The organism is Fodinibius salinus (assembly GCF_008124865.1).
Classification (GTDB): Bacteria; Bacteroidota; Rhodothermia; order Balneolales; family Balneolaceae; genus Fodinibius; species Fodinibius salinus.
The window spans coordinates 14,852-41,429 of sequence record NZ_VNHY01000005.1; the positions used below are offsets into that span (position 1 = coordinate 14,852).

The 26,578-nt window shown below is 43.9% G+C and carries 20 protein-coding genes and 1 tRNA gene; 11 read left to right on the forward strand and 10 right to left on the reverse strand.

Features of this window, described 5'->3' with window-relative positions:
- Positions 1-18 precede the first annotated feature (18 nt).
- The 10 genes from hflX to tsaD all read left to right on the forward strand — a co-directional run bounded on the left by hflX (position 19) and on the right by tsaD (position 13,719).
- Positions 19-1,308: a GTPase HflX gene (gene hflX / locus LX73_RS12260; RefSeq protein ID WP_148899815.1), complete on the forward strand. Its 1,290-nt coding sequence runs from the start codon at positions 19-21 to the stop codon at positions 1,306-1,308.
- 20 nt (positions 1,309-1,328) lie between these two features.
- On the forward strand, positions 1,329-1,997 hold the full coding sequence (locus LX73_RS12265; protein ID WP_148899816.1) for a CBS domain-containing protein: 669 nt from the start codon (positions 1,329-1,331) through the stop codon (positions 1,995-1,997).
- 100 nt (positions 1,998-2,097) lie between these two features.
- Entirely contained in the window at positions 2,098-5,088 is a 2,991-nt protein-coding gene (locus LX73_RS12270; RefSeq protein WP_148899817.1) for a tetratricopeptide repeat protein, read from the forward strand.
- A 1-nt stretch (position 5,089) separates the two neighbouring features.
- The gene (gene aroA, locus LX73_RS12275; RefSeq protein ID WP_148899818.1) at positions 5,090-6,379 is read left to right on the forward strand and encodes a 3-phosphoshikimate 1-carboxyvinyltransferase; all 1,290 of its coding nucleotides are present in this window, start codon (positions 5,090-5,092) and stop codon (positions 6,377-6,379) included.
- A gap of 134 nt (positions 6,380-6,513) precedes the next feature.
- A complete protein-coding gene (locus LX73_RS12280; protein ID WP_148899819.1) occupies positions 6,514-6,939 on the forward strand; it encodes an Hsp20/alpha crystallin family protein in 426 nt (141 codons plus the stop codon).
- Between the two features lie 114 nt (positions 6,940-7,053).
- A complete protein-coding gene (gene dnaK / locus LX73_RS12285; RefSeq protein ID WP_148899820.1) occupies positions 7,054-9,039 on the forward strand; it encodes a molecular chaperone DnaK in 1,986 nt (661 codons plus the stop codon).
- Between the two features lie 206 nt (positions 9,040-9,245).
- Positions 9,246-10,805 (forward strand): L-aspartate oxidase, encoded by a 1,560-nt coding sequence (gene nadB, locus LX73_RS12290; protein ID WP_170245691.1) that lies wholly within the window; start codon positions 9,246-9,248, stop codon positions 10,803-10,805.
- Positions 10,806-10,808: 3 nt separating this feature from the next.
- A complete protein-coding gene (gene nadC, locus LX73_RS12295; RefSeq protein ID WP_148899822.1) occupies positions 10,809-11,669 on the forward strand; it encodes a carboxylating nicotinate-nucleotide diphosphorylase in 861 nt (286 codons plus the stop codon).
- Positions 11,670-11,694: 25 nt separating this feature from the next.
- The gene (nadA, locus tag LX73_RS12300; RefSeq protein ID WP_148899823.1) at positions 11,695-12,648 is read left to right on the forward strand and encodes a quinolinate synthase NadA; all 954 of its coding nucleotides are present in this window, start codon (positions 11,695-11,697) and stop codon (positions 12,646-12,648) included.
- A 75-nt stretch (positions 12,649-12,723) separates the two neighbouring features.
- A complete protein-coding gene (gene tsaD, locus LX73_RS12305; RefSeq protein ID WP_148899824.1) occupies positions 12,724-13,719 on the forward strand; it encodes a tRNA (adenosine(37)-N6)-threonylcarbamoyltransferase complex transferase subunit TsaD in 996 nt (331 codons plus the stop codon).
- Between the two features lie 43 nt (positions 13,720-13,762).
- On the opposite strand, the gene rnhA is transcribed toward tsaD, so the two are convergent.
- From rnhA to LX73_RS12325, 4 genes are all read right to left on the reverse strand, one after another.
- A complete protein-coding gene (gene rnhA, locus LX73_RS12310; RefSeq protein WP_148899825.1) occupies positions 13,763-14,215 on the reverse strand; it encodes a ribonuclease HI in 453 nt (150 codons plus the stop codon).
- Positions 14,208-15,047: an orotidine-5'-phosphate decarboxylase gene (gene pyrF / locus LX73_RS12315; protein ID WP_148899826.1), complete on the reverse strand. Its 840-nt coding sequence runs from the start codon at positions 15,045-15,047 to the stop codon at positions 14,208-14,210. The genes rnhA and pyrF overlap by 8 nt, the downstream gene beginning before the upstream one ends.
- A gap of 277 nt (positions 15,048-15,324) precedes the next feature.
- A complete protein-coding gene (locus LX73_RS12320) occupies positions 15,325-17,001 on the reverse strand; it encodes an SGNH/GDSL hydrolase family protein (protein WP_148899827.1) in 1,677 nt (558 codons plus the stop codon).
- Between the two features lie 11 nt (positions 17,002-17,012).
- A complete protein-coding gene (locus tag LX73_RS12325) occupies positions 17,013-19,886 on the reverse strand; it encodes a TonB-dependent receptor (RefSeq protein WP_246138249.1) in 2,874 nt (957 codons plus the stop codon).
- A 330-nt stretch (positions 19,887-20,216) separates the two neighbouring features.
- Here LX73_RS12325 and LX73_RS12330 point away from each other — a divergent pair, with 330 nt between their 5' ends.
- Positions 20,217-20,957: an SAM-dependent methyltransferase gene (locus LX73_RS12330; protein WP_148899828.1), complete on the forward strand. Its 741-nt coding sequence runs from the start codon at positions 20,217-20,219 to the stop codon at positions 20,955-20,957.
- Between the two features lie 91 nt (positions 20,958-21,048).
- Here LX73_RS12330 and LX73_RS12335 read toward each other — a convergent pair whose 3' ends face one another.
- The 6 genes from LX73_RS12335 to LX73_RS12360 form a co-directional block, all read right to left on the reverse strand.
- On the reverse strand, positions 21,049-21,711 hold the full coding sequence (locus LX73_RS12335) for a hypothetical protein (RefSeq protein WP_148899829.1): 663 nt from the start codon (positions 21,709-21,711) through the stop codon (positions 21,049-21,051).
- 130 nt (positions 21,712-21,841) lie between these two features.
- On the reverse strand, positions 21,842-24,040 hold the full coding sequence (locus LX73_RS12340) for a sodium-translocating pyrophosphatase (RefSeq protein WP_148899830.1): 2,199 nt from the start codon (positions 24,038-24,040) through the stop codon (positions 21,842-21,844).
- Positions 24,041-24,076: 36 nt separating this feature from the next.
- Positions 24,077-24,634, reverse strand: a complete 558-nt coding sequence (pth, locus tag LX73_RS12345; protein WP_148899831.1) for an aminoacyl-tRNA hydrolase — start codon at positions 24,632-24,634, stop codon at positions 24,077-24,079.
- 28 nt (positions 24,635-24,662) lie between these two features.
- Positions 24,663-25,388: a 50S ribosomal protein L25 gene (locus tag LX73_RS12350; protein ID WP_148899832.1), complete on the reverse strand. Its 726-nt coding sequence runs from the start codon at positions 25,386-25,388 to the stop codon at positions 24,663-24,665.
- A gap of 93 nt (positions 25,389-25,481) precedes the next feature.
- On the reverse strand, positions 25,482-26,414 hold the full coding sequence (locus tag LX73_RS12355; RefSeq protein WP_148899833.1) for a ribose-phosphate diphosphokinase: 933 nt from the start codon (positions 26,412-26,414) through the stop codon (positions 25,482-25,484).
- 87 nt (positions 26,415-26,501) lie between these two features.
- Positions 26,502-26,572: transfer RNA gene (locus LX73_RS12360), tRNA-Gln, on the reverse strand.
- Positions 26,573-26,578: the final 6 nt, after the last annotated feature.

Consider the following 26,578-nt stretch of genomic DNA (forward strand, 5'->3'; position numbering starts at 1 on the left):
CTTTTTACCTGTACACATTTGTTTGAAGAGATAGAACATTCTAAAATTGCTGAAGAGCGAGCGTTGCTCGTGGGAATCTACGGTCCTGAAACGCCTCGAGTATTAGCAAAAGAACATCTTGATGAGCTGGCAATGTTGGCTCGTACCGCGGGTGGATTGGCCGTTGATAAAGTTTTGCAGAATCGCATGCATCCCGATCCTTCTACCTATGTAGGATCCGGAAAGCTTCGTGAGTTAAAAACAATGTCATCTGAAGAGCAGGCGTCAACGCTAATTTTTGATGATGACCTTTCTCCCACTCAGATTCGAAATATTGAAAAAGAAACTAAGTGTAAGGTGTTGGACCGCAGTGGGCTAATACTAGATATTTTTGCAAGCCGGGCTCAAACAGCGGCAGCTAAAACGCAGGTTGAACTGGCACAGTTACAATATTTACGTCCACGGTTAACCCGTTTTTGGACACACTTATCACGCCAGCAAGGAGGTATCGGTACCCGAGGGCCGGGTGAAACTCAGATTGAGATGGACCGCCGTATGATTGATAAGCGTATCGCTACGCTCAAAGATAAGCTTGACAAAATTGATCAGCAGCGCCAAACTCAGCGCAAGGGACGTTCCGACAAAGTGCGCATATCACTGGTGGGATATACGAATGCCGGCAAGTCCACCTTGATGAATACACTTACTGAAACTGAGGTACTGGTCGAAAATCGATTATTTGCTACGCTTGATTCCACTGTTCGGCAATACGAGATCGACAATCATGATGCTCTGCTTTCCGATACCGTTGGGTTTATTCGTAAATTGCCGCACGATTTGATAGAAAGTTTTAAATCGACGCTCGACGAAGTACGGGAATGCGATATTTTGTTACACGTCGTTGATGTTTCTTCACATTTAATTGAAGATTATATTGAAGTAGTTGAAGATACGCTTGCGGACATGGACGTTGACGGAAAGAAAAGTTTGCTTGTCTTTAATAAAATCGACCTTCTGGAGCCGAATCGTATTACTGAATTGAAGCGCGCTTATCCCGATGCCGTTTTTGTATCGGCGGAACGTAGTATTGGCCTCGGTGAACTTGAACAGCACATTCAGGATCTTATAGAAGAGGACTATGTAACGACCACGGAGCAAATTCCTGCAGCTAAGTACGAAGGCGTTGCTTTTTTGCATCGCAAAGCGAAAATTTTAGAAAAAGAGTATGTGGGTTCCGATATAAAAGTTACCTTTAGTATAGACAAAACCGATTTAAAGCGTCTGCAGTCAATGATTGGCAATAACGAATCGGCCGAATCGGTTGTATAGATAAACAAACGCAGGATAATATGCTGGTAAATAACTCTCTCATAACATCAGATGAAAAACCTTTAACCGGTACTCATACGGTTGAAGAAGTTGTTAAAGAGATGCAGGAAAGAGAGGTGACTACGTTGCCCGTAGTCAATAAAGCTACCCAAAAATTAATAGGGCAGGTTTCATTATCGTATCTTGAACAACAGGATTCCGACCAGCTACTTTCTGACCTAGAACTTGATGAGGCTGTTAAATTTTATATAGGTCAGCATATCTTTGAGGCTGCTCGACTGATGCTGCAGTATGAGGTACGCTTATTGCCAGTGGTTGACCAGGAGTGGACGTTTCAGGGTTTCATGATGAAGCAACAGGTGTTGGAGTCACTTTCCCGCATGCTTAATTTGGCTGAGTATGGATCTGTAATAACTGTAGAATTGGATCGTATTAATTTTTCTCTTTCAGAAATAGTACAGCTCATCGAAACAGAGGATGCCAAGATTTTAGGTGTTACTGTGGAGCGGCCCGATCAAAATGACCAGCAGTTTGAAGTTTCGTTTAAGCTGAACGTAAAAGATGTATCTCGCGTGGCGGCTGCTCTTCGCAGATATGACTATTCGGTGATTACACAATCGGGCAGTACAGTATTTGGGGAAGATTTAGAGGAACGTGCCGACGAACTTCTCAACTACATTGATATGTAATCGATTTGTAATTTTAAGATCCTTTCTTTTATTAGGGAACAAAATGACAATTCTTGGTATATTCAGTAATAACGCAGAACGCCAATAGGTTTTCCTCAAAATGATATATAAGCGCATTTTTTCGATTCTTTGTCTTTTGTGCTCAGTTCTCATTTCTCTCTCGTTGCAGGCGCAGGATATACAATCTTCTTCGGTAGAATATTATGAAAAGGGGCTTACACTTTTTGAAAACGGGTTGTTCGAAGAAGCAGCAGATGCGTTTGATACTTTTGTGAATCAGCAAAAAGATCATAATCTACGTTCGTCGTCAGGTTTTTATCTGGCCCGATCAAAAGCATATCTGGATTCGGTTAATACTCGAACCTATTACGAAAATTACATACGCAGCTATCCTCGAACGCAGTTTACTTCTCAATTACTTTTTGAGCTGGGAAACCGGATGGAGAATAATGACCAATATGGTCAGGCTATAGAACACTACCAACGAGCAATAAAGTTGGGGTTAAATGATGAGGCTGGAGCTCGCACTTATTACCGGCTGGCCGAGGCATCGGCAAAGAATGGACAAAATGTGCAAGCCCGTAATCACTTTTTAGAGCTTGCTGATAAATATCCTCGGTCGGAGTGGGCACCTAAGGCACTTTACGCACGAGGGCGATTATACCTGAGTGAAAATAAATATGACTCATCTACCGTAGCTTTTGAGACCCTGAAAAAAAGATATCCCAATAATGAAATGACCCGGCGTGTGGGGACGGCACTGGGCGAATCGTATTACCAACAGGGACGGTATGAAGAAGCGATTACAGCTTTTAAGGATGCACTACCAAATTTAGAAGGGGATCTTAAAACTAAAGCGGTTTATTTGATTGCTGAAAGTTATAATTATTTGAACAAGCTCGACCAGGCTTCAAGCTATTATTTACAGCATATCAATCGTACAAAAGGAACGGATGAAGAGTATACTGCACATTATGGCTTGGGATGGGTATATCACAAGCAGGAGATTTATCACTGGGCTTCTGATGAGTTTGGGAAAGCAGCCGAAGGATCAGGAAAGATATCACGCAAGGCACTGTATTATAAGGCTGTAAATGAGAAGCTAGGTTCTCGTTATCGGCAGTCGCTTGAGAGTTTTCGTACTTTTGGTGATCGTTTTAAGAAAGGTTTTTGGGTAGAAAAAGCTTACTACGAATGGGCGGTTACCGCTTATGAAGTAGGTCGATATTCCGAGGCTATAGAGGTGCTGCTTCCGCTGGTTCGCAGTGATGAATCCCTTGAATGGAAGAGCAAAATTTTTACGCTGCTCGGGGAATCGTATTTTGCTAATAAGGAGTACACCCGCGCATTACAGGCTTTTGATGAAGCAGAAAAAGTAACTGATGTTGATGATGCTATTAAGCGGCAGGCTCGTTTTCAAAAGGCATGGGTACAGTATAGCAATCAGGCTTATGAGCCGGCACAGTCAGCTTTTGAGAAAATTTATGATAATGCGCCAAATACTGATTTGGGAAAAGAAGCGCTGTTTTGGAGTGCCGATTCTTATTATAACATGAAACATTATGGTCCAGCCAGCTCACAGTATGCAGCTTTTATCGAGCGCTATCCCGATCATAAGTTAGCGGGTCCCGCGCATTATTCCCTTGGATGGAGCTATTTCAAGATGGGAAATTATCAAAAAGCGATACAGCCTTTTAAGACTTTTAGAGAAAATTATGAACCGCCCGAAGAGGCACTTTATCCCTATGATACTGACACGCAGCTTCGTATTGGTGATTCCTACTATGCCGTAGGTAATTATTCTGAGGCTATTTCAAATTATCAGAAAGCAGTTGGTGCCGAACCCGGGGGCGACTATGCAATGTTTCAGATTGCAAACAGCTACTACCGGGCAGAGAAGAGTTATGAAGCCGTAAAAACGTTCCGCAAGTTTTTACGCATCTATCCCCAGAGCCAGTTTAGCCAGCAGTCGCAATATAATATTGCATATATTTATCTGAATACGGAAAACTATTCGCGTGCCGTTGAGGAGTTCCAAACAGTCATTAATAAATATCCCAACACATCCTGGGCGGCTCGTGCGCAATATAATATCGGAGATGCCTATTACAACGCCGGGGACTATGAAAAGGCTATTTCCTCTTACAAGGAGGTAATGGAAAAATATCCCGAAAGCGAATACATCATTGAAGCCGTGAATGGCATCCAGTATGCGCAGCTGTCCGGCGGGAAGGCAGATTCCAGTTCAGCTGTGTTAGAAGATTTTTTAGCTGATAATCCACGCAGCTCGATGGCTGATCGCCTTCGATTTCGTCAGGCTGATACGCGTATGCAGACCGGCGACTACAAAGGAGCCATCAAAGAATTTCAACAGTACTTGCGGATTACCAACAGTGAAGAACTACAGCCGGATGCCCACTTTAACCTGGCAAATGCCTACGAAAAAACCGGTCAGGTTGAGAAAGCAGTACAGGAATATCAGATTATTGTGTCTGACTTTCCTAATTCTGAGCGGTCATCTTCAGCCTTAACATCATTGGGAGCCATAGCATCCCGCCGAGGCAATTACCAACAGTCGTTTGACTATTTTAAACAGCTTTCGCAGAAAGGAGCTAAATATCAGCAGGAAGCAAATATTGGTATGGGCAACGCACAGCTGCAGATGGAGAATACCGATCAAGCCGGTGGATATTACCAGACAGCACTGGATACAAATCCGAATTACGATCCTGCTAAAGTAGGGTTGGCAAAAGTGGAGATCCAAGAAAATAATTATAGCGAGGCTCGTAATCTTTTGTCCACGGTTGCTGAATCAAATACTACCGAAGTTGGTGCCGAGGCTCAGTACTTACTGGGGATGATTGCTCAACAGCAGCAGTCCTATGAAAAGGCGGTCAAAGCCTATGCTGATGTTAATGTGTTGTATAAAGCATTTGATGGATGGGTGTCTAAAGCTATGCTCAATCAGGCAAAATGCTATATCAGATTAAATAAACAAGGGGAAGCGCGCTCAACGCTCAATACGTTAGTTGATAATTATCCCGATACACCGCAGGCTGGAGAGGCTCGAAAATTATTGAATGAAGAGTAGTATGGATAAAGAAGTTCAACCTGCATCAGTTCTCAGAGGATCGCCGAGTTTGCCGGCCGATAAGTCTATTTCGCACCGGTCGGTTATCTTTGCTTCGTTGCATCAGGGGCATTCAACGATCACCAATTTTTCGACCGCCGCTGATCCACACAGCACTATTTGCTGTATGCGTAGCTTGGGGGTAAATATTCAAGAGAAGGATCACAGTATTAAAGTAGAGGGCGTAGGTCGTGATGGACTAAAATCCCCAGATGAAGATTTAGATTGTGGTAATTCCGGTACCACTATGCGTCTGCTTAGTGGCATTATTGCCGGTGCGGGTACCACTGCCCAGCTGATTGGGGATAAGTCGCTCTCGTCCCGAACGATGCAGCGTATTATCGATCCGCTTACGGATATGGGGGCACAGATTGATGCCCGCGATGGCGATTTTGCCCCGTTGCATATTCAGCGTAATGGTAAACTACAACCATTGCATTTTCCGTTGCCAATACCCAGCGCACAGCTTAAATCATGCGTGTTATTGGCTGGTTTGTTTGGGGATGATCCCACAACTGTTATTGAAACCTTGCCCAGCCGGGATCATACAGAGCGGCTATTACAGCTTGATATCCAAGAGCAGAAGGATAAAAAAATTATTCACTCTTCCCGTGCTGATAATATACCGGCACAATCGTATCGTATCCCAAATGATTTTTCAGCAGCTTCATTTTGGCTTGTGGCCGGGGCCGTTCATCCCGAAGCAAAAATTTCGATGAAGGCGGTGGGTATGAATCCCACACGAAATGCCGCGCTGGAAATATTGAAGAACATGAATGCCGAAATTACGGTCTCTGATAGAAGAAAGGAAGGAGCAGAGCCTGTCGCTGATATTACTGTTTCTTCATCGCAGTTACAGCCTGTTGATATCACAAAAGAGATGGTGCCTAACTGTATTGATGAAATCCCTATTCTGGCTGTTGCTATGCTGTTTGCAGATGGGACTTCAAAAATAACCGGGGCTGAGGAACTTCGCCATAAAGAAACTGATCGCTTGGCGGCTCTGTCCGATATTTTGAAAAAAGCAGGAGCCAGTTTTATGGAATTTGAGGATGGTATCGAAATTCATGGTAATCCTGATTTTACTCCGCAGCAAGGGAGCTTTAGCAGTGAGCATGATCACCGTATTGCTATGTCGGCCGCAGTATTGAGTCTGATGGGAGAGCAACCGTCGCAAATAAGCAATGCCGCCTGTACAGATATCTCTTATCCCAACTTTTGGGATGACCTGCAATTGCTGACGAATTGGTAAGCATATCCGCAAATCTGACAAATACTTTTTGTTCATGACGCAATAATGCCAATACGTCATAAATATATCCAGCCTATCAAACTTGGCATTGTGATTGCTCATATAATAGTGAACATAAATTGACGGATAAGCTTATGAATGAATTTACCATTGATATCGAAAAGCAACTGACCCAATTGGGGAATGATATCCAAGACTTTGTAGAACGAATTGTTCCACTGGAAGACCAAGGATACGATTTTTCCCCGGTCTGTGATATCATTGAAAGCAGCGATACGTATGTGATTAAGCTGGACTTACCGGGCTTATCCAAAAAAGAAATTAATATTGCGCTTAAAGAGCATGTGTTGACGGTTAAAGGGGAACGGGTTGAAGACCTTGATGACGATGAGACTTTTCGCCGGCAGGAGCGTTCCGTCGGTGTATTTTCACGGTCTTTTGCTTTGCCCGAGAATGTAAATACCTCAGAAACAGATGCTCTTTTTCGAAATGGTGTACTTAAAATCACCATGGCCAAATCGGATGAGGTGAATGATTCAACCTCCATCCCGATAAAGTGACTTTAAATATGCTATCCCGGGCCGGAGTGCTGAGCTTGCTCAGTATCTTTTCGGGATCTTACAAGAATTGAACAGAAAAAATTAACAACTAATAAAAAATAATAGATAACTATTATGGGAAAGATCATAGGAATAGACTTAGGTACCACCAACTCCTGCGTTGCTGTAATGGAGGGGAACGAACCCTCCGTTATTCAAAATTCTGAGGGAGGTCGTACAACCCCATCGGTTGTCGCTTTTTCCAAAGAAGGAGAACGACTGGTTGGTGCACCTGCTAAACGACAAGCAATTACTAATCCGGAGAAAACAATTTCTTCGATTAAACGCTTCATGGGACGGTTTTATGATGAAGTGAAAGAAGAGGCTCATCAGGCTTCTTACGAAATCGTAAAAGGTGACAATGATACGGTACGTGTTCAAGTTGATGACCGTGAATATGCACCCCAAGAAATTTCGGCAATGATACTGCAGAAAATGAAGCAGACCGCCGAAGAATATTTGGGTGAAGATGTTACAGAAGCGGTAATTACCGTTCCTGCATACTTTAATGACGCGCAGCGAAAGGCTACTAAAGAAGCGGGCGATATTGCTGGCCTTGAAGTAAAACGTATCATTAACGAACCTACAGCTGCATCACTTGCCTACGGACTTGATAAGAAGGATGAGGATCAGACCATTGCCGTTTACGACCTTGGTGGTGGTACTTTTGATATCTCGATTCTGGAACTGGGCGACGGCGTTTTCGAAGTACAGTCCACCAGCGGAGATACACACCTCGGCGGTGACGACTTCGACTCTCGTTTGATCGACCACTTGGCCGACGAGTTCAAGAAAGAAGAAGGTATTGACCTTCGCGAAGATCCGATGGCTATGCAACGATTAAAAGATGCGGCGGAGAAAGCTAAAATTGAGCTTTCAAATTCACAGAAGACAAATGTAAATCTGCCGTTTATTACTGCCACTGATTCTGGTCCCAAACACTTGAATATTGACATCAGTCGTTCTGAGTTTGAGAAAATGGTTGATGATTTGGTAGAGAAAACGTTAGATCCCTGCCAACAAGTGCTCGACGATGCCGACCTTAGTAAAAATGATATTGATAAAGTTATCTTGGTAGGCGGATCCACCCGCATTCCTAAGATTCAGGAAGTTGTCAAAGATTTCTTTGGCAAAGACCCAAGTAAGGGAGTAAATCCTGATGAGGTTGTTGCAGTTGGTGCTGCCATCCAGGGAGGTGTAATGTCTGGCGATGTAGATGATGTAGTACTCCTCGATGTTACGCCACTTACGCTTGGTATTGAAACACTGGGCGGCGTTTCTACAGAACTTATTGAGGCAAATACGACCATCCCAACCAGCAAGACAGAGACATTTTCTACTGCTGCTGATAACCAGACCAGCGTAGAAATTCATGTTCTGCAAGGTGGACGTGCCAAAGCGGAAGACAACCGAACGCTCGGCCGGTTCCACTTGGACGGTATTCCGCCAGCACCTCGAGGCGTACCTCAAATTGAGGTAAGTTTTGATATTGATGCCGACGGTGTGCTGGATGTTAGTGCCAAGGATAAAGGTACAGGTAAAGAGCAAAGCATCCGTATCGAGGCTTCTTCCGGATTGTCTGAAGAAGAGATCGAGGATATGAAAGAAGCTGCCGAAGAACATGCTGAAGAAGATGAGCGTATTCGTGAGCGTACTGAGAAGCTGAATAAAGCTGACAGCCTTGTCTTCTCTACACGCAAGCAGCTTGATGAGCATGAAGATAAAATTTCCGATGACAACAAAGAGAAGATTGAAGCCGCACTTGAGAAAGTGAAAGAGCTCCATGAGGAAGAAAAAGTTGAGGAGCTGGATGATGCAATGGAAGAACTGAATGACGCATGGTCTGAGGCTTCTCAGGAAATTTATCAGGATGCTGCACAAGGACAAGGTCAACCAGGACCCGGAGCAGCCGGACCCGGCGGACCTGCCGGCGCAGCAGCGGCTGGTGCGGCACCCAATAACGGAGCCGAATCAGCACAGTCTGAGGAAGCTGACGAAGAAGATGAAGACGCTGTTGATGCTGATTTTGAAGTTGTCGACGAGGAAGAAGACAACGGATAATTAGTTTCAGCTGATATTAACAAAAAGCCTTCCACCATAGCGGTGGGAGGCTTTTTTTATTATTTTTCTGTTTGCATCAGTAGCTTTGCTGCAGATAGATCGCGGTTTTCAAGGGTTTACTTTGTAATGACCGATTGGTATCAAAATGTTAGGTGTGTTGATGCTAAACTCTTATATTCAGTTAAATTTTGGCCAATACTTTTTCAGTGAACAGCACTACCCTCGAAACAGATTTTTGTGTTATCGGTAGCGGAGCCGCAGGCCTGCATGCAGCCCTGCATGCCAGCGAATACGGTAGCGTTACGGTCGTGACCAAATCGCGCCTAGAAACAAGTAGTAGCTACTGGGCTCAGGGAGGTATCGCAGCTGTATTAAATAATGACGATAGTTTTCAAAGTCATGAAGAAGATACCTTGGCAGCTGGTCGTAATTTCTGTAACAAATCAGCTGTGGATGTACTCGTCAAAGAAGGGGCCCGGCAGGTACAACAGCTCATTGATAAAGGTATGCCTTTTGATCGGACGAACGGTCACCTTGATCTTGGCCTCGAAGGCGGGCATACCAATCGGCGCGTACTTCATGCCAACGGTGCGGCGACAGGCAAGGCATTGGTCGAATTTTTGATTGAGCGTGTTCGCAAAAAATCGAATATTCGCATTCTGGAAGAAGCTTTCGTTTATCAGATTTTAACAGATCGAGAAAGATGTTCCGGAGCACGAGCTTATTTATATCAACAGGATCAGTTGATAACGATTCAAAGTCCGGTGACGATTTTAGCCTCCGGCGGATATTCGGGATTATATAGTCGGACCACAAATCCCCATACTTCCACCGGAGATGGACTCTGGTTGGCCTATAATGCCGGAGCGGTACTGCGGGATTTAGAGTTTATTCAATTTCATCCTACCGCCTTTTATGCCGAGGAGGGGTCTAGCTTCTTAATTAGTGAAGCTTTGCGCGGAGAAGGAGCTCGTTTGTATAATCAAGCCGGTGAACGGTTTATGGGAGCGTATCCTCAAAAAGAGTTGGCACCCCGTGATGTAGTAGCACGACAAATATTAGATCAAATTCATAAGCAGGATGAGAGTTACGTCTTGCTGGATGTAAGTCATCTCGATGCGGATGTGCTTAGAGATCATTTCCCAAACTTATTGCAAAAGATTGCTAATCAAGGTATTGATGTTACTGAACAGGGTATCCCTGTAGCTCCTGCCGCCCATTATTGTATTGGAGGTGTAGCTACTGATTTGAATTCGAAGACCTCAGTTAATGGATTATATGCCTGTGGTGAAGTGGCCGCCAATGGTGTACACGGGGCCAATCGATTGGCTAGTAATTCGTTACTCGAATGTTTAGTGTTTAGCAAGCGGGCTGTTGACCATGCAGCAAGTTGGGGAGTAGAAAAACCAAGTATGGTTTCCCCTCATTCTTTTGATATTGATGATCATTTTGCTGAACAATTTTCGGATGTACAACAGCAAGTATCTGCATTATTAACTAAATATATTGGCATTGAACGTCACGCAGAAGGTATGAGAAAAGCATTGCAGGCGATTCGTAATATACAGAGCAGTCTTTTCTCAGATGAGCATGAATATTATGGAATACGGGCACGAGGAATGCTACACATAGCAGAAATGATTGCATCTGCGGCACTTCAGCGCCAAGAAAGCCGGGGTGTGCATCAGCGCAGTGACTTTACTTCCCCGAGTAATAGCCAAGCGCATATCGAGTATCAAAAAGAAAATCCCCAGCTTGTATCATAAAGTATGAAGGAATTAGCAGTACATAATATTGACGAGCAGGCATTAGAAACACTCATTGCCCGAGCATTTGAAGAAGATATTCGTAGTGGAGATGTGACAACTGATTCCATCGTCAATCCGCAAAAACAAGCTAAGGCAGTTTGGCAATCAAAAGATGAAGGCATCGTGGCCGGATTGCCTGTTGCGCGTATGGTATTCCAGAAGCTGGATAGTAATTTAGAATGGTATCCGGTGGTAGAAGATAGTTCTTTAATAAAACCGGGAGCAGATATTGTAAAAATACAGGGGCAGGCACGAGCAGTACTCACGGCTGAGCGCATTGCACTAAATTTGGTACAGCGGATATCGGGCATCGCGACGATCACCCGGAAATATGTTGAAGCAGTTAAAGAATATGACACCCAAATTTTAGATACCCGTAAAACAGTGCCGGGTCTGCGTACGCTGGATAAATATGCTGTTGCGGCAGGAGGTGGGGGGAATCACCGGATGGGATTGTTTGATTTAGCGATGATCAAGGATAACCATATTGTTGCCGCCGGAGATATTGCAAAAGCAGTTAAAAACGTACGAACCAACAATCCAGAGATACGAATTGAAGTAGAAACCAAAACTCTTAATCAAGTAAAGGAAGCCCTTGATGCCGGAGCTGATATTATTATGTTAGACAATATGAATATTGATCAGATGTCCGAAGCAGTACACTTAGTTGGAGATTCTGCCGAGACTGAAGCTTCTGGTGGTATTACGCTTGAAACAGTGGCGAAAGTGGCTGCAACTGGCGTAGATTTTATTTCTGTAGGAGCATTAACACATTCGGTTGCGGCTTTTGATATTAGTCAGCAATTACAAGAAATTTTTTAAAAGAAGGTTCAAAAATAGTTTAACTATGGCTACTAAGACAAAGACAGAAGAACTCGTTGATGAGATTCAAAAACTAAAAGAAGAGCGCAATGCTCTAATTTTGGGCCATAATTATATGGTGCCCGAAGTACAGGATACGGTCGACTTTCTCGGCAGCTCACTTCAACTAGCGCACCAGGCGGCGGATACAGACGTTGATGTAATTATATTTTGTGGCGTCCATTTTATGGCTGAGACGGCGTCTATTATTGCTCCGGATAAACGAGTGCTGATTCCCGATCTGGATGCCGGATGTTCGTTGGCCGACAGCATTACGGTTGAGCAGCTTCGCGAATGGAAAGCTCAACATCCCGATGCGGTGGTTGTTTCATATGTAAATACTACCGCTGCGGTTAAAGCCGAATCTGATTATTGTTGTACTTCTTCTAATGCCGTTGATGTAGTAAATAGTATTTCTGAGGAAAAAGAAATTCTTTTTCTGCCTGATAAATTCTTGGGTGGATATGTCGAAATGGTTACCGGACGTGATCTTACCATTTGGGACGGTGCATGTCATGTACACGAAAAAATCGGGGAAGTGAATCTATCCGAAAAGCAAGAGGAACATCCCGAAGCTGAAATGCTGATTCATCCCGAGTGTGGCTGTTCTACTTCATGTATGATGAAATCTGCCATGTATTTTGATTGTGAAGATGGACATATCCACTCTACCGGCGGAATGCTGGAGCAGGCACAGAAATCCGATTCGGATGAATTTGTAGTAGCTACAGAGACCGGCATTTTGCACCGTATGCGCAAAGAGAATCCCGATAAAAAATTCCATCCTGCCAACGAAGATGCAGTTTGTGAATATATGAAGATGATTACGCTCGAAAAGCTGCATGATTCGCTTAAATATGATCAGCACGAAGTAAAAGTGCCTGAAGAGTTAGCTAAGAGAGCTCATTTACCTATCGAACGGATGCTGAGTATTGCGTAGTAAGTAATGTGTATTTTCTTATCTTAGATAACACTCATTGCAGTTGCCACTAATACGCACTATGCAATACGAATTATGAATATCTTAGGTATCGAATCTTCTTGCGACGAAACAGCAGCCGCTGTTTATACCGATGATGGGCTCCAATCAAATATTATAGCCTCTCAGGCGGTGCATGAGCAGTACGGTGGAGTTGTGCCAGAGCTGGCTTCCCGTGCCCATCATAAAACGATCTGGCGGACTGTACAGCAAGCGATTGATGAAGCAGGTATCACTCTTTCTGATGTTGACGCCGTTGCTGTGACACAGGGGCCGGGCTTGATGGGATCGCTGTTAGTCGGGTTATGTTTTGCAAAGGGAGTATGTTTATCACGAGATATACCGCTTTTGGGTGTTAATCATATGGATGCGCATATTTATGCCAATTTCATAGATGATACCCCGAATTATCCGTTCGTATCACTTACAGTATCCGGTGGACATACCCAACTTGTGCATGTCAAAGATACTTTTGATCACCAGTTGCTGGGGCAAACGCGTGATGATGCGGCTGGTGAAGCTTTTGACAAGATTGGTAAACTGCTGGGGTTGCCTTATCCAGCGGGACCGGAAGTTGACAAACGTTCTCAGCATGGAGATTCCCGTTTTCATGATTTCCCCCAGGCTATGCTCGACAATAATTTTGAGTTTAGTTTTTCGGGGCTCAAGACTGCGGTTAAATATTTTTTGGAGGACCAGGAAGACCGCCAACAATTTTTAGATGATCACCTGAATGATATTTGTGCCAGTGTATCCCGTGCAATTACTGATGTGTTGGTCAAAAAGTTGCGTAATGCAGTGGAGCATACAAAGGTAGAATCAATAGTGTTAGCGGGAGGGGTTTCAGCCAATTCCATGCTTCGATCGAAAGCAGAAGAGCTTGCGGCTGAACAAGGTGTTGAGCTTTATATCCCCAAGTTAGCTTACTGTACCGATAATGCAGCAATGATAGCTATAACCGGTCACATAATGGCCGAACAAGGGATGTATGCAGATATGAACTTGCAACCGTTTGCAAGTTTAAGCAGATAGAAAGCCTAAAACTTAACGTAACCAGAAAACGTTAAATTTTATATTACTGAAATTTCTTTGAGGCTTCTACTGCCAACTGATCTACTCGCTCATTCCGCTCATTTCCGGAATGCCCTTTTACCTTTATCCATTTTACAGTATGGGGTTTCATGGCATCAAGTATTTCTTCCCAAAGATCCCGATTTTCAACTGGTTTTTTATCAGCTTTTTTCCATCCGCGTTTTAGCCATGCGTCAATCCATCCCTGTTTGAAAGCATTAACAATAAGCGCACTGTCGCTGTGAATTTTAACTGTGCATGGTTGGTTAAGGGCATTCAGCGCCTCGATGACGGCGCGCATCTCCATACGGTTATTAGTAGTGTGTGATGCTCCGCCACTAAGCTCTTTTTCCTCGCCATTCCACTGTAGCAATGCGCCCCATCCGCCGGGACCTGGGTTTCCGCTGCAGGCACCATCCGTGAATACAATGACCGTTTTTGGAGTTTTTTTAGACATATCGTTGGGTAATAGGGGCTAATTTATTTTTAAGATTTTCGGCTGATGCAGCAACATCTTGTTGCCAATTTGCGGTATCGTTGCCGGCATAAATAATGCTTCTGCTGGAATTGATGAGCGGGAGCCCATTGTGATTCTCTAGCGTATTGGCAAGGGCATTGATGGACCCCCCTTGCTTACCCACACCCGGAATAAGTAATGGTGCTTCGGGAAAGGATGAGATTACGGGTGTTAATTGCTCAGCTTTTGTTGCGCCCACAACCATGCCAATAGAAGTATCGCTTTTTCGTTGTTTTTCCTTCAACTGATTTGCAATTACTTCTGATACTGTTTGTCCGGATGAAAGCTTACGAAGCAAAATATCTTTCGCCCCGGGATTGGAAGTCAACGCAAGTACGTAAATTCCTTTAGATGACTCTTTAAGAAAAGGATCCAGTGTTTCAAAGCCCATTAGCGGGTTAAGAGTAAGGGCATCTATTTTTTTACGGTTCCAAAATGCTTTGGCATAGTGTTCTGCCGTAGAGCTGATATCGCCGCGCTTGGCATCGGCAATGACAATTTTATCATTGGGAATATGCGATAAAACTTTTCCAAATGTTGTCCACCCTTCGCTGCCCAAAGCCTCAAAAAAGCCGAGATTTGGTTTGTAAGCGGCACAATGTTCGGTGGTGACATCAATTACCGTTTTGAGAAATTGCTCAACTTGCTGAGCCGGTGGAATCTCTTTGTCGGTGATTGCATTTGGAAGTAAATCAAGATTAGGATCAAGCCCCACACAAAGGGTGGATTTTGCCTGACCAATGGCTTTGCCAAGTTTTGATTTGAAATTCATGTATAAAGTATTTTTTCAATTCAGCGGAAGATACAAACTGCATTCAGGTATTCGAAATTTGGCAGGGAGGGATTTTGATTAATTGCTCAAGCGTTGCTAATTGAGATAGCGTACTGGCATCTTTTAAGAGAGATAGTACCGTAATTTTAATTTCAGCCAAGTGAGTAATTGAAAGGCAGTGCCATTTTAACCACTGCAAGGAATCCCAGATTGGTAAATAAAAAAGGCAGATGTCATTATAACATCTGCCTCCTAAAGATAATTAATGTCTATACGGTTATGATCCTCCGCTTTGCTGGCTCACACAATTACCGTCACAAAGTTGTACACTCGGTAGATTTAGTACATCTACTTTTGGAATGTTGGCGTTAAATTCATTTTCAATAACGGTAATGATTTCATTTGTGAGGATACCGTTACCCCGGGGATTAGGATGGATCCCATCCAGTGATAGAACTCCACCGGGAGAAAAATCGGGAGCCAAATCAACACCGTCAACCGTAATGCCCGGACTGTCGCCGGGTGCAAGGCCAAACATATCAGCAAAAGCTCCTTTCGGTGCATTGGTGTTATATAGGGCCAATCGGTTACCGTATGAGTTTACAGCACTTTGAATGTATCCATTAAATGTTCCGCGTTTTTGCTCGATTTGTTGTTGCTCGGTCAGGGTTAGGTAACATTCATCACCTGCTGCTTGGGTACAGGGAAGGGGTTCTTGTACGCTGGCTGGCTGATATCCCAAAGGCGTTATAACGCCAATTGTTTCCGGACGTTGGTTCGATGGGTTTGCTTCTTGTCCCAGAGCAGAACCTGTTGGCAAGGTTACAAGTTCGGGTTTGCCATTAACAACAGTTAACGGGCGTGATTGTTCATAAGGTACTAGTGCTGCTCTTTCTTGAGCAGTGATGACATTCATTGATTGTAGTTGATCGAACTCATCTTCCAGATCGTCAAGACTGGGATCATTCACTAAAATAGGGTTTGCGCCCTGTTGGTAATGAACTTTTCGGGCGTCTATTTCGGCCTGTGTATGTGGAAAATTAGCTGCTACTGCATCAAGCACAGGGTTAAGCTGTTGGTCAAATTTCTGGTCAAGCTGTTGGGCTTCTGTTGATCCCAATTCTATGGCATTATATGGTACGGCTCGGAAATAGGGGAGACCCAGGAATGGCGGAATATTGACTACTACTCCTTTTGCTTGTGTGTTTCCCATCAGGTTGTTAACTACGCCGTTAAATCGTGTTTGGAAGTCAGAATTAGAGGTAAGTATAGCAGGATTTGATGCACCGCTAATGGCATATCCCAGTACATCATTGTTGCCAATCCAGAGTGTAAAGAATGTGGGCTGAGTGCTGATGGCATCCTCAAGTATGGTAGAAGAGCCCGGTGCAGATGCGAAACGTTGATAATAGGGGTTAAATGCGGGATTAGATGGATCGTCTGGACCGCCGGTAGCTGATGTAAGCAGTTGGCCTACTGTAATGCCCGGTACACCAAAGTTATCCAGTGCGCTTTTGTCTCCGGTAAATGCTGTTGGCAGTTCCCCGTCTAATGTTGGGGATGGGGCTTCAGCTTGGGTATCGAGCTTAAATCGGCCTAATATAGGACCTCCCTGCGTAGTAGCAGATTGGTTATAACCCCGCTCCGAGTTAATGTCAGGCTGATTAAATTCATCGGGTGCTCCAGCCAGCGACAGCTTATCTGCCAGTAGGGCGGGGATGGAGTTTTGTTGTCCCAGATTATAGAGTGCGCCGTCCATGAAGCCGGCTGTCAGCGAATTACCAATAGCTACATAGTTAGAAAAATCGGCATCTCCTGCATCAGCTGTAACTTGGTCAGGTACAGGATTTTCTTCGAGGCGATCGTTAGTCAAGGAATCAGTCTGGCCTTCGCATGCAGAGATGAAGAGCGCAGCGCCGATAATAAATAACGTAGTTTTTAGAAAAGATTTCATAGTTGTAGATATTAGTTCAGAAATTGATCAAATGTGAAAGAAAGCAGGTAAATAGCGCCGATTCGCGGGTTTCCAATCGACGTAGTATATTTTTGATTGAGGATGTTACTCCCGCTTAATTTAATGCGCGTATTATATTTTGACAGGGTGTAACTCACCTGCGCATCAAGTGTTCCATAGGAATCTACAATGCCGGAACCATAAGAAGACTCCCAGAGAAAGGCATCTTGCCAGCGATATACTACATTAAAGCCTACATTATCGGTAAGCTTACGATTTTCGACCTTTAAATTATATCGCCATTCAGGGGTATTATAGCTTGCGCGGAATCCCTGTTGGGTAAGATCCTCTTGGGATATTAGATCGTTGTAGGCAACATTACCGCCAATCTTGTAGCCTCCGTTAAGTGCATATTCCATCTCAACGGCAAATCCCTGTGATTCCACTGTGCCATCTGCGTTTACATCATATCCGTAGCGTTGTGTAGGTACGGTTTGATTGATGATGGCATCTTGTCCGCTATTGCTATTTGGATCAAAAGAACCGGGATCTTGTCGTAAACCATTGGGGATAGCTTGTGTAAAGTCAATTTCGGCAATAAAATCAGAATAAGAGCTGTAGTAATAATAAGCATCAACAAGCAGGCGGTCGGCAATAAGCGATTTATATCCTACCTCGTAGGTGCTTACTTTTTCAGTTTTAAGGTCTTCAAATTGCACGGGTTCTAGCAGGCCACGCGCAGCAGAGGCACTTTGTCCCTGGTCTAGTGCATTACGGGCGGCTAGAATGCTTTCAGTGGAATATACTGTATTAGACTCGAAATTATACCGTTCCCGAAGTTTGGGATTGCTCCCGATCAGGCGACGGTCAACAACATCCAGATCAATAAACTGGGTTTGAGTTGTGGGAATGCGGAAACCGCGCTGGAATGAACCGCGGATATTGTGATTACCGGCAATAGTGTAAACCATCGAAATACGGGGTGACAGTTGTCCCTCAAAATATTCGTTTTTATCATATCGAATAGAACCCTGAAGGTCGAGTTTTTCATCCAGGATATCTTTTGAAAGCTGTAGATAAGCGCCAAACTCGTCTATATTAAATTCTTCCCCATTGTCTTTGAGAGCAAAGAGGGTTCCATCTGACTTTAGATCATATCGCCTTATATTACCGCCGGCAATGACTTCGATTTTAGACGGATCAATAAGATCAGCGAAATTATACTGGGTTTCAGCGTGAATAAGACCAGATTCATCCAGGAATTTTGCTCCACCTTGCGAAATAGGGGTATCCCTAAATTGATTAAATAGATTTTGAAACTTTGGAGTACCCGGTTTGGGCTGAGCCTGATTACCTTTTACCCGTGCCTGGGCGTGGGCTTGTTCAACCGTGGCTCCCTGAGTTCGGGCATTTGCAAAGGCACCTACATAAGCGGGGATAAATGTTTCAGAATTAATAAGGCTTCCCATCGTGTTAGCAGCGTACGTATTACCGGCATCCTCACGTGTCATATATGCGCGAACAAAGAAATTTTTACTTGTAAGCTCTGTTTTTGCTGTCCAAATGCTAAAATCATCAAGCACAAAACGGTCATTGGCGGTGTAAACCGTGCTTCCCTTTCCATAATTAAATTGGCCCAAGAGCTCAAGATCATTGGTTAGCCGATAGTGAAGAGCTCCGCCTAATTTCAGGCTTTTAGCAGTATTATCAACAAAAGATGATTCAGTAAAACCGGTTGGAGTAAAGGCTCCGGCTTCGCCATCGGGCAGTAATGAGCGGATAGCTGAAAGTTGCGCAGCTTGGGGGCCGCCATTGGCAATAACCTGATCAGCTACGCCTCCAACGGTTAAGAGTGGTTGTCCATATACATTCACACCGTCATACACACGATTGCCGTTTCGCGAAGTTGCTCCTCGTTCTACAATACCTTGTGCTGCAGAGCTACGGTCACGGGTATCTTGGGCAACAAAATCTTGGGCCCGTAGATACGAGAACGTTAATTTATACCCTAGTTTGTCATTGATAACATCAGCGTACCGTAGTGAATAATCTTGGTAAATTGATGGGTCTTCTACCTGGGAATCTACATGATTAGCACCGGTGGTCACGTTGACGGTGAGTCCCTGATAGTCAAACGGACTTTTACTTTTAAGCAGCAAAATTCCGTTAATGGCATTAGGCCCATACAGAGCCGAGGCCACGCCGGGAATAAGTTCAGCACTTTCCAAATCAATATCTGAAATTCCAACCACATTACCCACGGGAAAGTTGAGTCCGGGAGCTTGGTTATCAATTCCATCAATAAGCTGGACAAAACGGTTATTACCATTAGCACCAAAACCACGCGTATTGACAGAGTTAAAGGTAATACTTTGCGTACTAAAATCTACGCCTTTTAAATTAGCCAATGACTCATAAAAGCTGGGAGAAGCCGATTGCTGTATACCGATAGCATCAATTTTTTCAATTGCTGCAGGTGCCTCCAGCCTATTTTCTTTGACCCTGGAAGCAGAAACTACAACTTCGTCACCTAGAACGGAAGCTTCTTGCATTTCTATTCTAAGATCAGAAACAGAGTTTTTTTCAATAGTGATTTCCTGCGTTTGAAATCCAATAATGCTTACGACCAATACAAGCGGAGGGTCTACACTTGCTGATAGTGAAAATTCACCATCTGCATTGGTAGAGGTGCCGATGACTTTATCCTTAACGCGGACGTTGACCCCGCCGAGCGGTTCACCTGATTCGGCTTCCACAACAGTACCGGAAATTTGGATATCAGCATTGTCGAGTTCGGCTTTTGCTGTAGCCGGGATATGAGCCATTCCCAAAAGCATGGCAATCATAAAAAAGCTTAACAGTTTGATAGGTGTCGATCTATTCATAGAACTATGGATTTGATAGAAAGTTAATCGGACAAATTTGAGATATTGCGTATTTCGATGATTTGAAGGTGATTAGTATCCCCGAAAACGCGGTGAAACAAACTTCTATTGTTAGTATTACCTTAGATTGAATTATTAGATATTATGGAATAAAATTCAAAAAGGTGAATTTAATATAAAATAAAAATCATTTACTTAACATTGTTAAGCAATAAATAAATAAAAGCAGATAATTTTAAAAATTTTAATTACACATTTTGTCTTATTTATATCAGGTTAATCGATTTCGTATATTAAATCCGAAAATTTTGTAATAAATAATTATTGTCAATGGATTGGTTTGAAGAGTGGTTCGATAGTCCCCTTTATGAGAAATTATATGCAAACAGAGATGTACAGGAGGCAGCACAGCTTGTGGCTTTGCTGGAAAACTCTCTGCCTCTTGAGGAATGTTCCTCAATTTTGGATTTGGGATGTGGTCGCGGGCGCCATGCTATTACTTTAAATCAAAAGGGATATAGTGTTACCGGTATTGACCTATCGAAGCAGGCGATCGCTACGGCCCGCCAAAAGGCAAAAGAGTTGGAGCTCTCTGATATCCGATTTGAGGTTCGAGACATGCGAAATCCACTGCCCGAAAAATTCGATGCCATTGTAAACCTTTTTACTACTTTTGGCTACTTTGAATCTGATGATGAAAATGCTGTTGTGCTCGAGAGTGTCCAACAGATGTTGGATCCGGGTGGCATATTTGTACTGGATTATATGAATGCTCAACACGTTCGCCACCATTTTCAACCAGTAGACAGCGGAGAATTCCAGGGGATACATTATGACATTGAGCGTTATATTGAGGATAATTCAATCTTTAAAGAGATTACCTTTTCTGGAGATAAGGTAGAGGGTACCAAAAAATATGCCGAGCGTGTAAAACTCTATGACTTATCGTGGTTTGAAGAGCAGTTGACCGATCACGGTTTACATATTGATCATGTATATGGAGATTACAAAGGCAATGATTTTGACCCGGAAAGCAGTGATCGCTTATTGATTGTCAGTCATTTAGAATAAAGAGGGAAACATAAATAGTGGGGAGTGGGAGACTGTTAATTGCCTCATATATTACGTCTTACATTTTAGGTCTGTTATCTCACCTATTACCTCATAAAACGGTCTCTTGAAACACCTCTTCTGCTCCGTGAGGCGGGTTTTTCAGCGTCCAGGTTTCAAAGTAGAAATGACGTTCCGATCCCATGCGCTTACTATTGATGCTGAAGAACCGGAAATCTTCTTGAACTAGTGGTTGTAATACCTCAAAAAGATCGGGATAGATATTTTCCATCGAAAACAGGTGGAGGTCAAAGCCGTGGTGGGCCTGCTCTTTGTATATTACAAAAGCACCGGATTTAAGCACTTTGCTAAGGGTTTCTTTTTTGTGCCCCACATTTGATTCCTCATCAATTTCAAGAGTGTCAAAATTATATTCTTGATTCCTGGATTTACTGATAACCAGAACCTCTCCGATTGCGATAGTTTCTATTGCTTGATTCAGAGACGGCTTAGATCCGCTATTGGTATAAATTGTGTGATCTTCAAATGCTCTATTCAGTTGTTCAATGACAGTCTCATATTTTGATAGTGTACTAAGTCCAAACTGTTCATCTTTGAGCCGTGTACCAGTGATATAAAATTTAGAGTAGGTAAGATCAGGCTCCATAAAGTCATCCAGCGAGGCTTCTATTTCTTCTTGAGTTTTATTGGCATTGCGTTTGGCCAATTTATCGAGACGCTGGTCATGATTAAAGAAGAGTTTAAAAATGTCCATATGGGGTTTGCTTATTTTGTATTGCGTAAGCATTGTAAAGTACGCAATACGCAGCACCCAATAAACACAAAACAAAAAAGCCCCATCCCGAAAATCGGGACAGGGCTTAAGAATTTTATCTCTGTTCAGCTTAGATCATTGTTGCAATAACAAGAGCAACGACGGACATCAGCTTGAGCAGAATGTTGAGTGAAGGACCGGAGGTATCCTTGAATGGATCACCAACGGTATCACCGACAACGGCTGCTTTGTGCGCATCAGAGCCTTTGCCGAGTGCTTCGCCGTCCACTTCATATCCTTCTTCAATCATCTTCTTGGCATTATCCCAAGCACCACCGGCATTAGATTGAAACAGTGCCATTAATACTCCTGATGCGGTAACACCTGCTAAGAGTCCGCCGAGCATTTCAGGGCCACCGAGAAAGCCAAATGCAACAGGAACCAATACAGCTAGTACGCCTGGTGCGACCATCTCACGGAGCGAAGCTGTGGTAGAAATTGCTACACACTTCTCGTATTCTGCTTTCCCGGTTGCTTTTTCAAAGATAGCCTGATCTTCTTCTGACCATTCTTCCAGCTTCTTGCCTTTGTTACGATTCATTGCGTCAAGTCCTTCGCGCAGAGCTGGAATATCATTGAACTGTCGGCGCACCTCTTCAATCATTGACATTGCTGCACGTCCTACTGCATTCATAGAAAGTGCAGAGAAGAGGAAAGGAAGCATTGCACCAATAAAGAGCGAAGCCATTACATATGGATTCGTTACACTAATGGAAATATCAGCACCAGGATTTACTGCTTCGTAAGAAGTAATAAATGCAGCAAAAAGTGCCAGGGCGGTAAGGGCTGCAGAGCCAATGGCAAATCCTTTACCAATGGCTGCCGTGGTGTTTCCTACAGCGTCGAGTTTATCAGTGCGTTCGCGTACTTCATCGGGCAGTTCTGACATTTCTGCAATTCCGCCAGCATTGTCAGAAATAGGCCCGTATGCATCAACGGCCAGCTGAATTCCGGTGTTGGAAAGCATACCTACAGCGGCAATGGCAATTCCATATAATCCCGCAAAGTGATAAGCACCAATAATGGCTGCGGCAATAATCACGATGGGAATAGCTGTTGACATCATGCCCACCCCAACGCCGGCTATAATATTGGTGGCTGATCCGGTAACAGATTGTTCTACAATAGATTTTACAGGATTAGTGCCTGTTCCGGTGTAGTGTTCAGTAATTAGGCCGATCATCAATCCCGCAGCAAGACCAAAAATGGTGGCCCAGAATACTCCGAGTGGCGTATATTCGATGCCGTTAAAAGTCCAGCTTGCAGGCAGCATCCAGTCAATAATAAAATAGGAGGCAATTAACATGACGATAGCTGAAGTAAATTCACCAATATTCAGCGCCGACTGTGGATTACCGCCTTCTTTAACGCGTACAAAAAAGGTCCCGAGAATAGAGGTCAAAATTCCGACTCCGCCCAGTACGAGGGGAAGCAGTACGGCATTGAGACCGCCAAAGTCATTGGCTGTTGCAAACCCGTCAAGCCCTATAAAAGCAGCGCCGAGTACCATGGCGCCAATAATAGATCCTACATACGACTCAAAAAGGTCAGCACCCATTCCGGCAACATCGCCTACATTGTCTCCAACATTGTCGGCAATAGTAGCGGGATTCAGCGGATGGTCTTCAGGAATACCTGCTTCAACTTTACCTACTAAGTCTGCTCCAACATCGGCGGCCTTGGTATAAATCCCACCGCCTACACGGGCAAAAAGGGCGATAGAGGAAGCACCGAAAGAAAATCCGGTGACAACAGCCAGTACGCGCTTAACGCTTTCAGCTGTGTCCACACCAAAATAATCACCAAAGAAAAGGAAGAGTGCACCGAGACCGAGTACGCCTAAACCTACAACACCAAGTCCCATTACAGATCCGCCGGCAAAGGCAATATTCAATCCTTTACTTAGACCTGACCGAGCAGCTTGTGTAGTTCGAACATTGGCTTTTGTTGCTACTCTCATCCCGATAAACCCGGCTAGTCCCGAACAGATAGCCCCGAGTACAAAGGAAATAGCTACCATCCAGCTGGAAAGTTGCGGGTCGGCGCTCCATCCCAAGAGCACAGCAACAACAGCTACAAAAATAGCGAGTACTTTATATTCTGCTTTAAGAAAAGCCATTGCTCCGCGTTGAATATGGGAGCTAATACCGGCCATTTTTTCGGTTCCTACATCTTGTTTAGAAACCCAAGATGATTTAAAAAATGTATATAATAAGCCAATGACTCCCGCGATGGGAACCAAGTAGGTTATTAAAGTTGAAGTATCCATATTATTGATTGGTTAATTGTAAGCGTTAGTAATTGATCAATTAAACTTGTTCATAGCCTGATCGATACCCTCGCGAATAAAGCAAAGGGTAGCATCTACGGCCTCGTCCAGTGTTGGGGTAAGAACGGATTGTTCATCGTCCGAAAAAGGGGAGAGCACATGTTGCACTTGTTGTCCTTTTGGAAAGTCATTTCCGATCCCGATTCGTAAACGTGGAAAAGCGTTCGTACCCAATTTTTGAATAATATCCTTAATACCGTTGTGTCCTCCTGCGCTGCCACTTGGTCTTATCCGGATGGTCCCAACCTCCAGATCCAGATCATCATAGCATACCAGGCAGTTATTAACATCTTCTTTGTACCAGTCAACAGCTTGTTTTACGGCCTCACCGCTGTTGTTCATATATGTTGTCGGCTTCATCAGGTAAAGGGGATGGCCGGCATGATTTCCCTTTCCCACCTGAAAAGGGCCCTTGCCGGGCCCCAGTCGGGCTGATAACGAATCAGCCAATAGATCTATTAATGTAAAACCAACATTGTGGCGGGTACCAGCGTATTTACGCCCGGGATTTCCCAGTCCTATAATTAGTGGCATACAGTAACTACGCTGGTCTTAAGGTCAATTATTCTGTTGCTTCGCCTTCTTCGCCTGGTTCTTCGGCTTCTCCTTCTTCGCCTTCTGGCAATTCTCCTTCTTCGAGTTCGCCTTCTTCGCCTTCTGGCAGTTCTCCTTCTTCGAGTTCTTCTTCGTCGGTTTCCTCGGTAATAAGTGAAGAGGTGAGGAGTGCTTCGGATTTTGGAGGACGAATTGTGACAAGTGTTTGCTCCAACTCATCGAGAGGAATAATACCTTCGAGTTCGAGGTCACGGACGTGCAGTGAGTCTCCAATTTCAAGTTCACTTACATCTACTGTGTAAGCCCCGGGGATTTGGTCAGGCGTTACACGGATATTAAGAATGTGCATAGGCTGGAAAATACGTCCGCCTCCCTCGGAAACGCCGGTAGGAGTGCCTTCCAGCTTTATGGGAACAGTTAAAGTCACTTTGTGATCATCGGCCAAGGCATAAAAATCTACGTGTATAGGCCGGTCGGTGATGGGATGAAACTCTACATCTTTAAGCAGTGTCTTTTGTGTTTCACCGTCAATAGAGATTTCAATAAATTGACGTTTACTAACTGCTAAGATCTTTTCTAATTCAAGCTCATCAATAGAGAAATGTAGGTTCTCATCAATTTCGGGCCCGTAGAGTACACTTGGTACTCGCTTGGCATCCCGCAATGCCTCTGCGGCACGACGTCCGGTTTCTCTTTTCTTACCTTCTAGTTCAACAATTTCTGGAGTAATCATAAGTCTTACTGTTATTTTTTACCACGAAAACAGAAAGTCACCAAAGGTGATTATCGTTCGTTAATAAGTATTTCGTGTTTTGTGGTTGCAAGTTTAATCGTCAAAAAGTGCGCTTATCGTATCGTTTGTGTGGATCCGCTGTATTGCTTCTGCAAAAATTCCTGCGACGCTCAATACTGTTATTTTTTTTGATGGTTTCCGCAGCGGAACTGTGTCAGTCACCAATAATTTATCAATGGGGGAATCCTCGATACGCTGGTATGCAGGTCCCGATAAAATTGGATGCGTGCAGGTAGCCGTAATATTGAGTGCTCCTCGTTCTTTTAAAGCCGAAGCGGCATTTGTTAATGTACCTGCCGTGTCAATAAGATCATCAACGATGAGTACATTTTTGTTATTAACTTCGCCGACAATATTCATTACTTCGGCCACATTTTGTTTTGGGCGTCGTTTATCAATAAATGCAAGACGAGCGCCCAGTTGCTTGGCATATGAACGCGCCATTTTTAAACTCCCCACATCGGGAGCAACAACTACCAAATTCTCAATTGGATTTTCACTAAAATAGTCAATAAATAACCGGCTTGCGTACAAGTGATCTACCGGAATATCAAAAAAGCCTTGTATCTGGGATGCATGTAAATCCATCGTCAGAATGCGATCGGCACCGGCCTCTGTTAACAAGTTTGCCATCATTTTAGAGGCAATAGAGACGCGAGGCTGATCTTTTCGGTCTTGCCGCGCATACCCAAAATAGGGAATCACAGCAGTAACGCGTTTGGCGGATGCGCGTTTTGCGGCATCCAGCAACAGTAACAATTCCATAATATTATCGCCCGGCGGAGTTGTGGGTTGAACCACAAATATATCTTCTCCTCGAATGCTCTGCTCATATTTGACATACAGTTCGCCATCTGAAAATGGCTTGATGGTAACTTCGCCAAGCGAAGTACCATAATTTTCAGCAATAGCACGTGATAATGCAATATTACTGCGTCCTGCAAATATGGCTAAGGGCGTATCCAACGAAACGGATTTTCAGGAATTTAAAATAAAAGAAAAGGATGGCTTTTATAGTCATCCTTCGTCCCATCTAACAAAATAGTACTGGTGTTGCCCGGGGAGGACTCGAACCCCCACTGACGGCACCAAAAACCGCTGTCCTGCCATTAGACGACCGGGCAATCAAA

What these genes read in the sequence shown, in the direction of transcription:
- LX73_RS12265 (WP_148899816.1), top strand. Translation starts at nt 1,329, where the DNA reads ATGCTGGTAAATAACTCTCTCATAACATCAGATGAAAAACCTTTAACC.
- LX73_RS12270 (WP_148899817.1), top strand. Translation starts at nt 2,098, where the DNA reads ATGATATATAAGCGCATTTTTTCGATTCTTTGTCTTTTGTGCTCAGTT.
- aroA (WP_148899818.1), top strand. Translation starts at nt 5,090, where the DNA reads ATGGATAAAGAAGTTCAACCTGCATCAGTTCTCAGAGGATCGCCGAGT.
- LX73_RS12280 (WP_148899819.1), top strand. Translation starts at nt 6,514, where the DNA reads ATGAATGAATTTACCATTGATATCGAAAAGCAACTGACCCAATTGGGG.
- dnaK (WP_148899820.1), top strand. Translation starts at nt 7,054, where the DNA reads ATGGGAAAGATCATAGGAATAGACTTAGGTACCACCAACTCCTGCGTT.
- nadC (WP_148899822.1), top strand. Translation starts at nt 10,809, where the DNA reads ATGAAGGAATTAGCAGTACATAATATTGACGAGCAGGCATTAGAAACA.
- nadA (WP_148899823.1), top strand. Translation starts at nt 11,695, where the DNA reads ATGGCTACTAAGACAAAGACAGAAGAACTCGTTGATGAGATTCAAAAA.
- tsaD (WP_148899824.1), top strand. Translation starts at nt 12,724, where the DNA reads ATGAATATCTTAGGTATCGAATCTTCTTGCGACGAAACAGCAGCCGCT.
- rnhA (WP_148899825.1), bottom strand. Translation starts at nt 14,215, where the DNA reads ATGTCTAAAAAAACTCCAAAAACGGTCATTGTATTCACGGATGGTGCC.
- pyrF (WP_148899826.1), bottom strand. Translation starts at nt 15,047, where the DNA reads ATGAATTTCAAATCAAAACTTGGCAAAGCCATTGGTCAGGCAAAATCC.
- LX73_RS12320 (WP_148899827.1), bottom strand. Translation starts at nt 17,001, where the DNA reads ATGAAATCTTTTCTAAAAACTACGTTATTTATTATCGGCGCTGCGCTC.
- LX73_RS12325 (WP_246138249.1), bottom strand. Translation starts at nt 19,886, where the DNA reads ATGAATAGATCGACACCTATCAAACTGTTAAGCTTTTTTATGATTGCC.
- LX73_RS12330 (WP_148899828.1), top strand. Translation starts at nt 20,217, where the DNA reads ATGGATTGGTTTGAAGAGTGGTTCGATAGTCCCCTTTATGAGAAATTA.
- LX73_RS12335 (WP_148899829.1), bottom strand. Translation starts at nt 21,711, where the DNA reads ATGGACATTTTTAAACTCTTCTTTAATCATGACCAGCGTCTCGATAAA.
- LX73_RS12340 (WP_148899830.1), bottom strand. Translation starts at nt 24,040, where the DNA reads ATGGATACTTCAACTTTAATAACCTACTTGGTTCCCATCGCGGGAGTC.
- pth (WP_148899831.1), bottom strand. Translation starts at nt 24,634, where the DNA reads ATGCCACTAATTATAGGACTGGGAAATCCCGGGCGTAAATACGCTGGT.
- LX73_RS12350 (WP_148899832.1), bottom strand. Translation starts at nt 25,388, where the DNA reads ATGATTACTCCAGAAATTGTTGAACTAGAAGGTAAGAAAAGAGAAACC.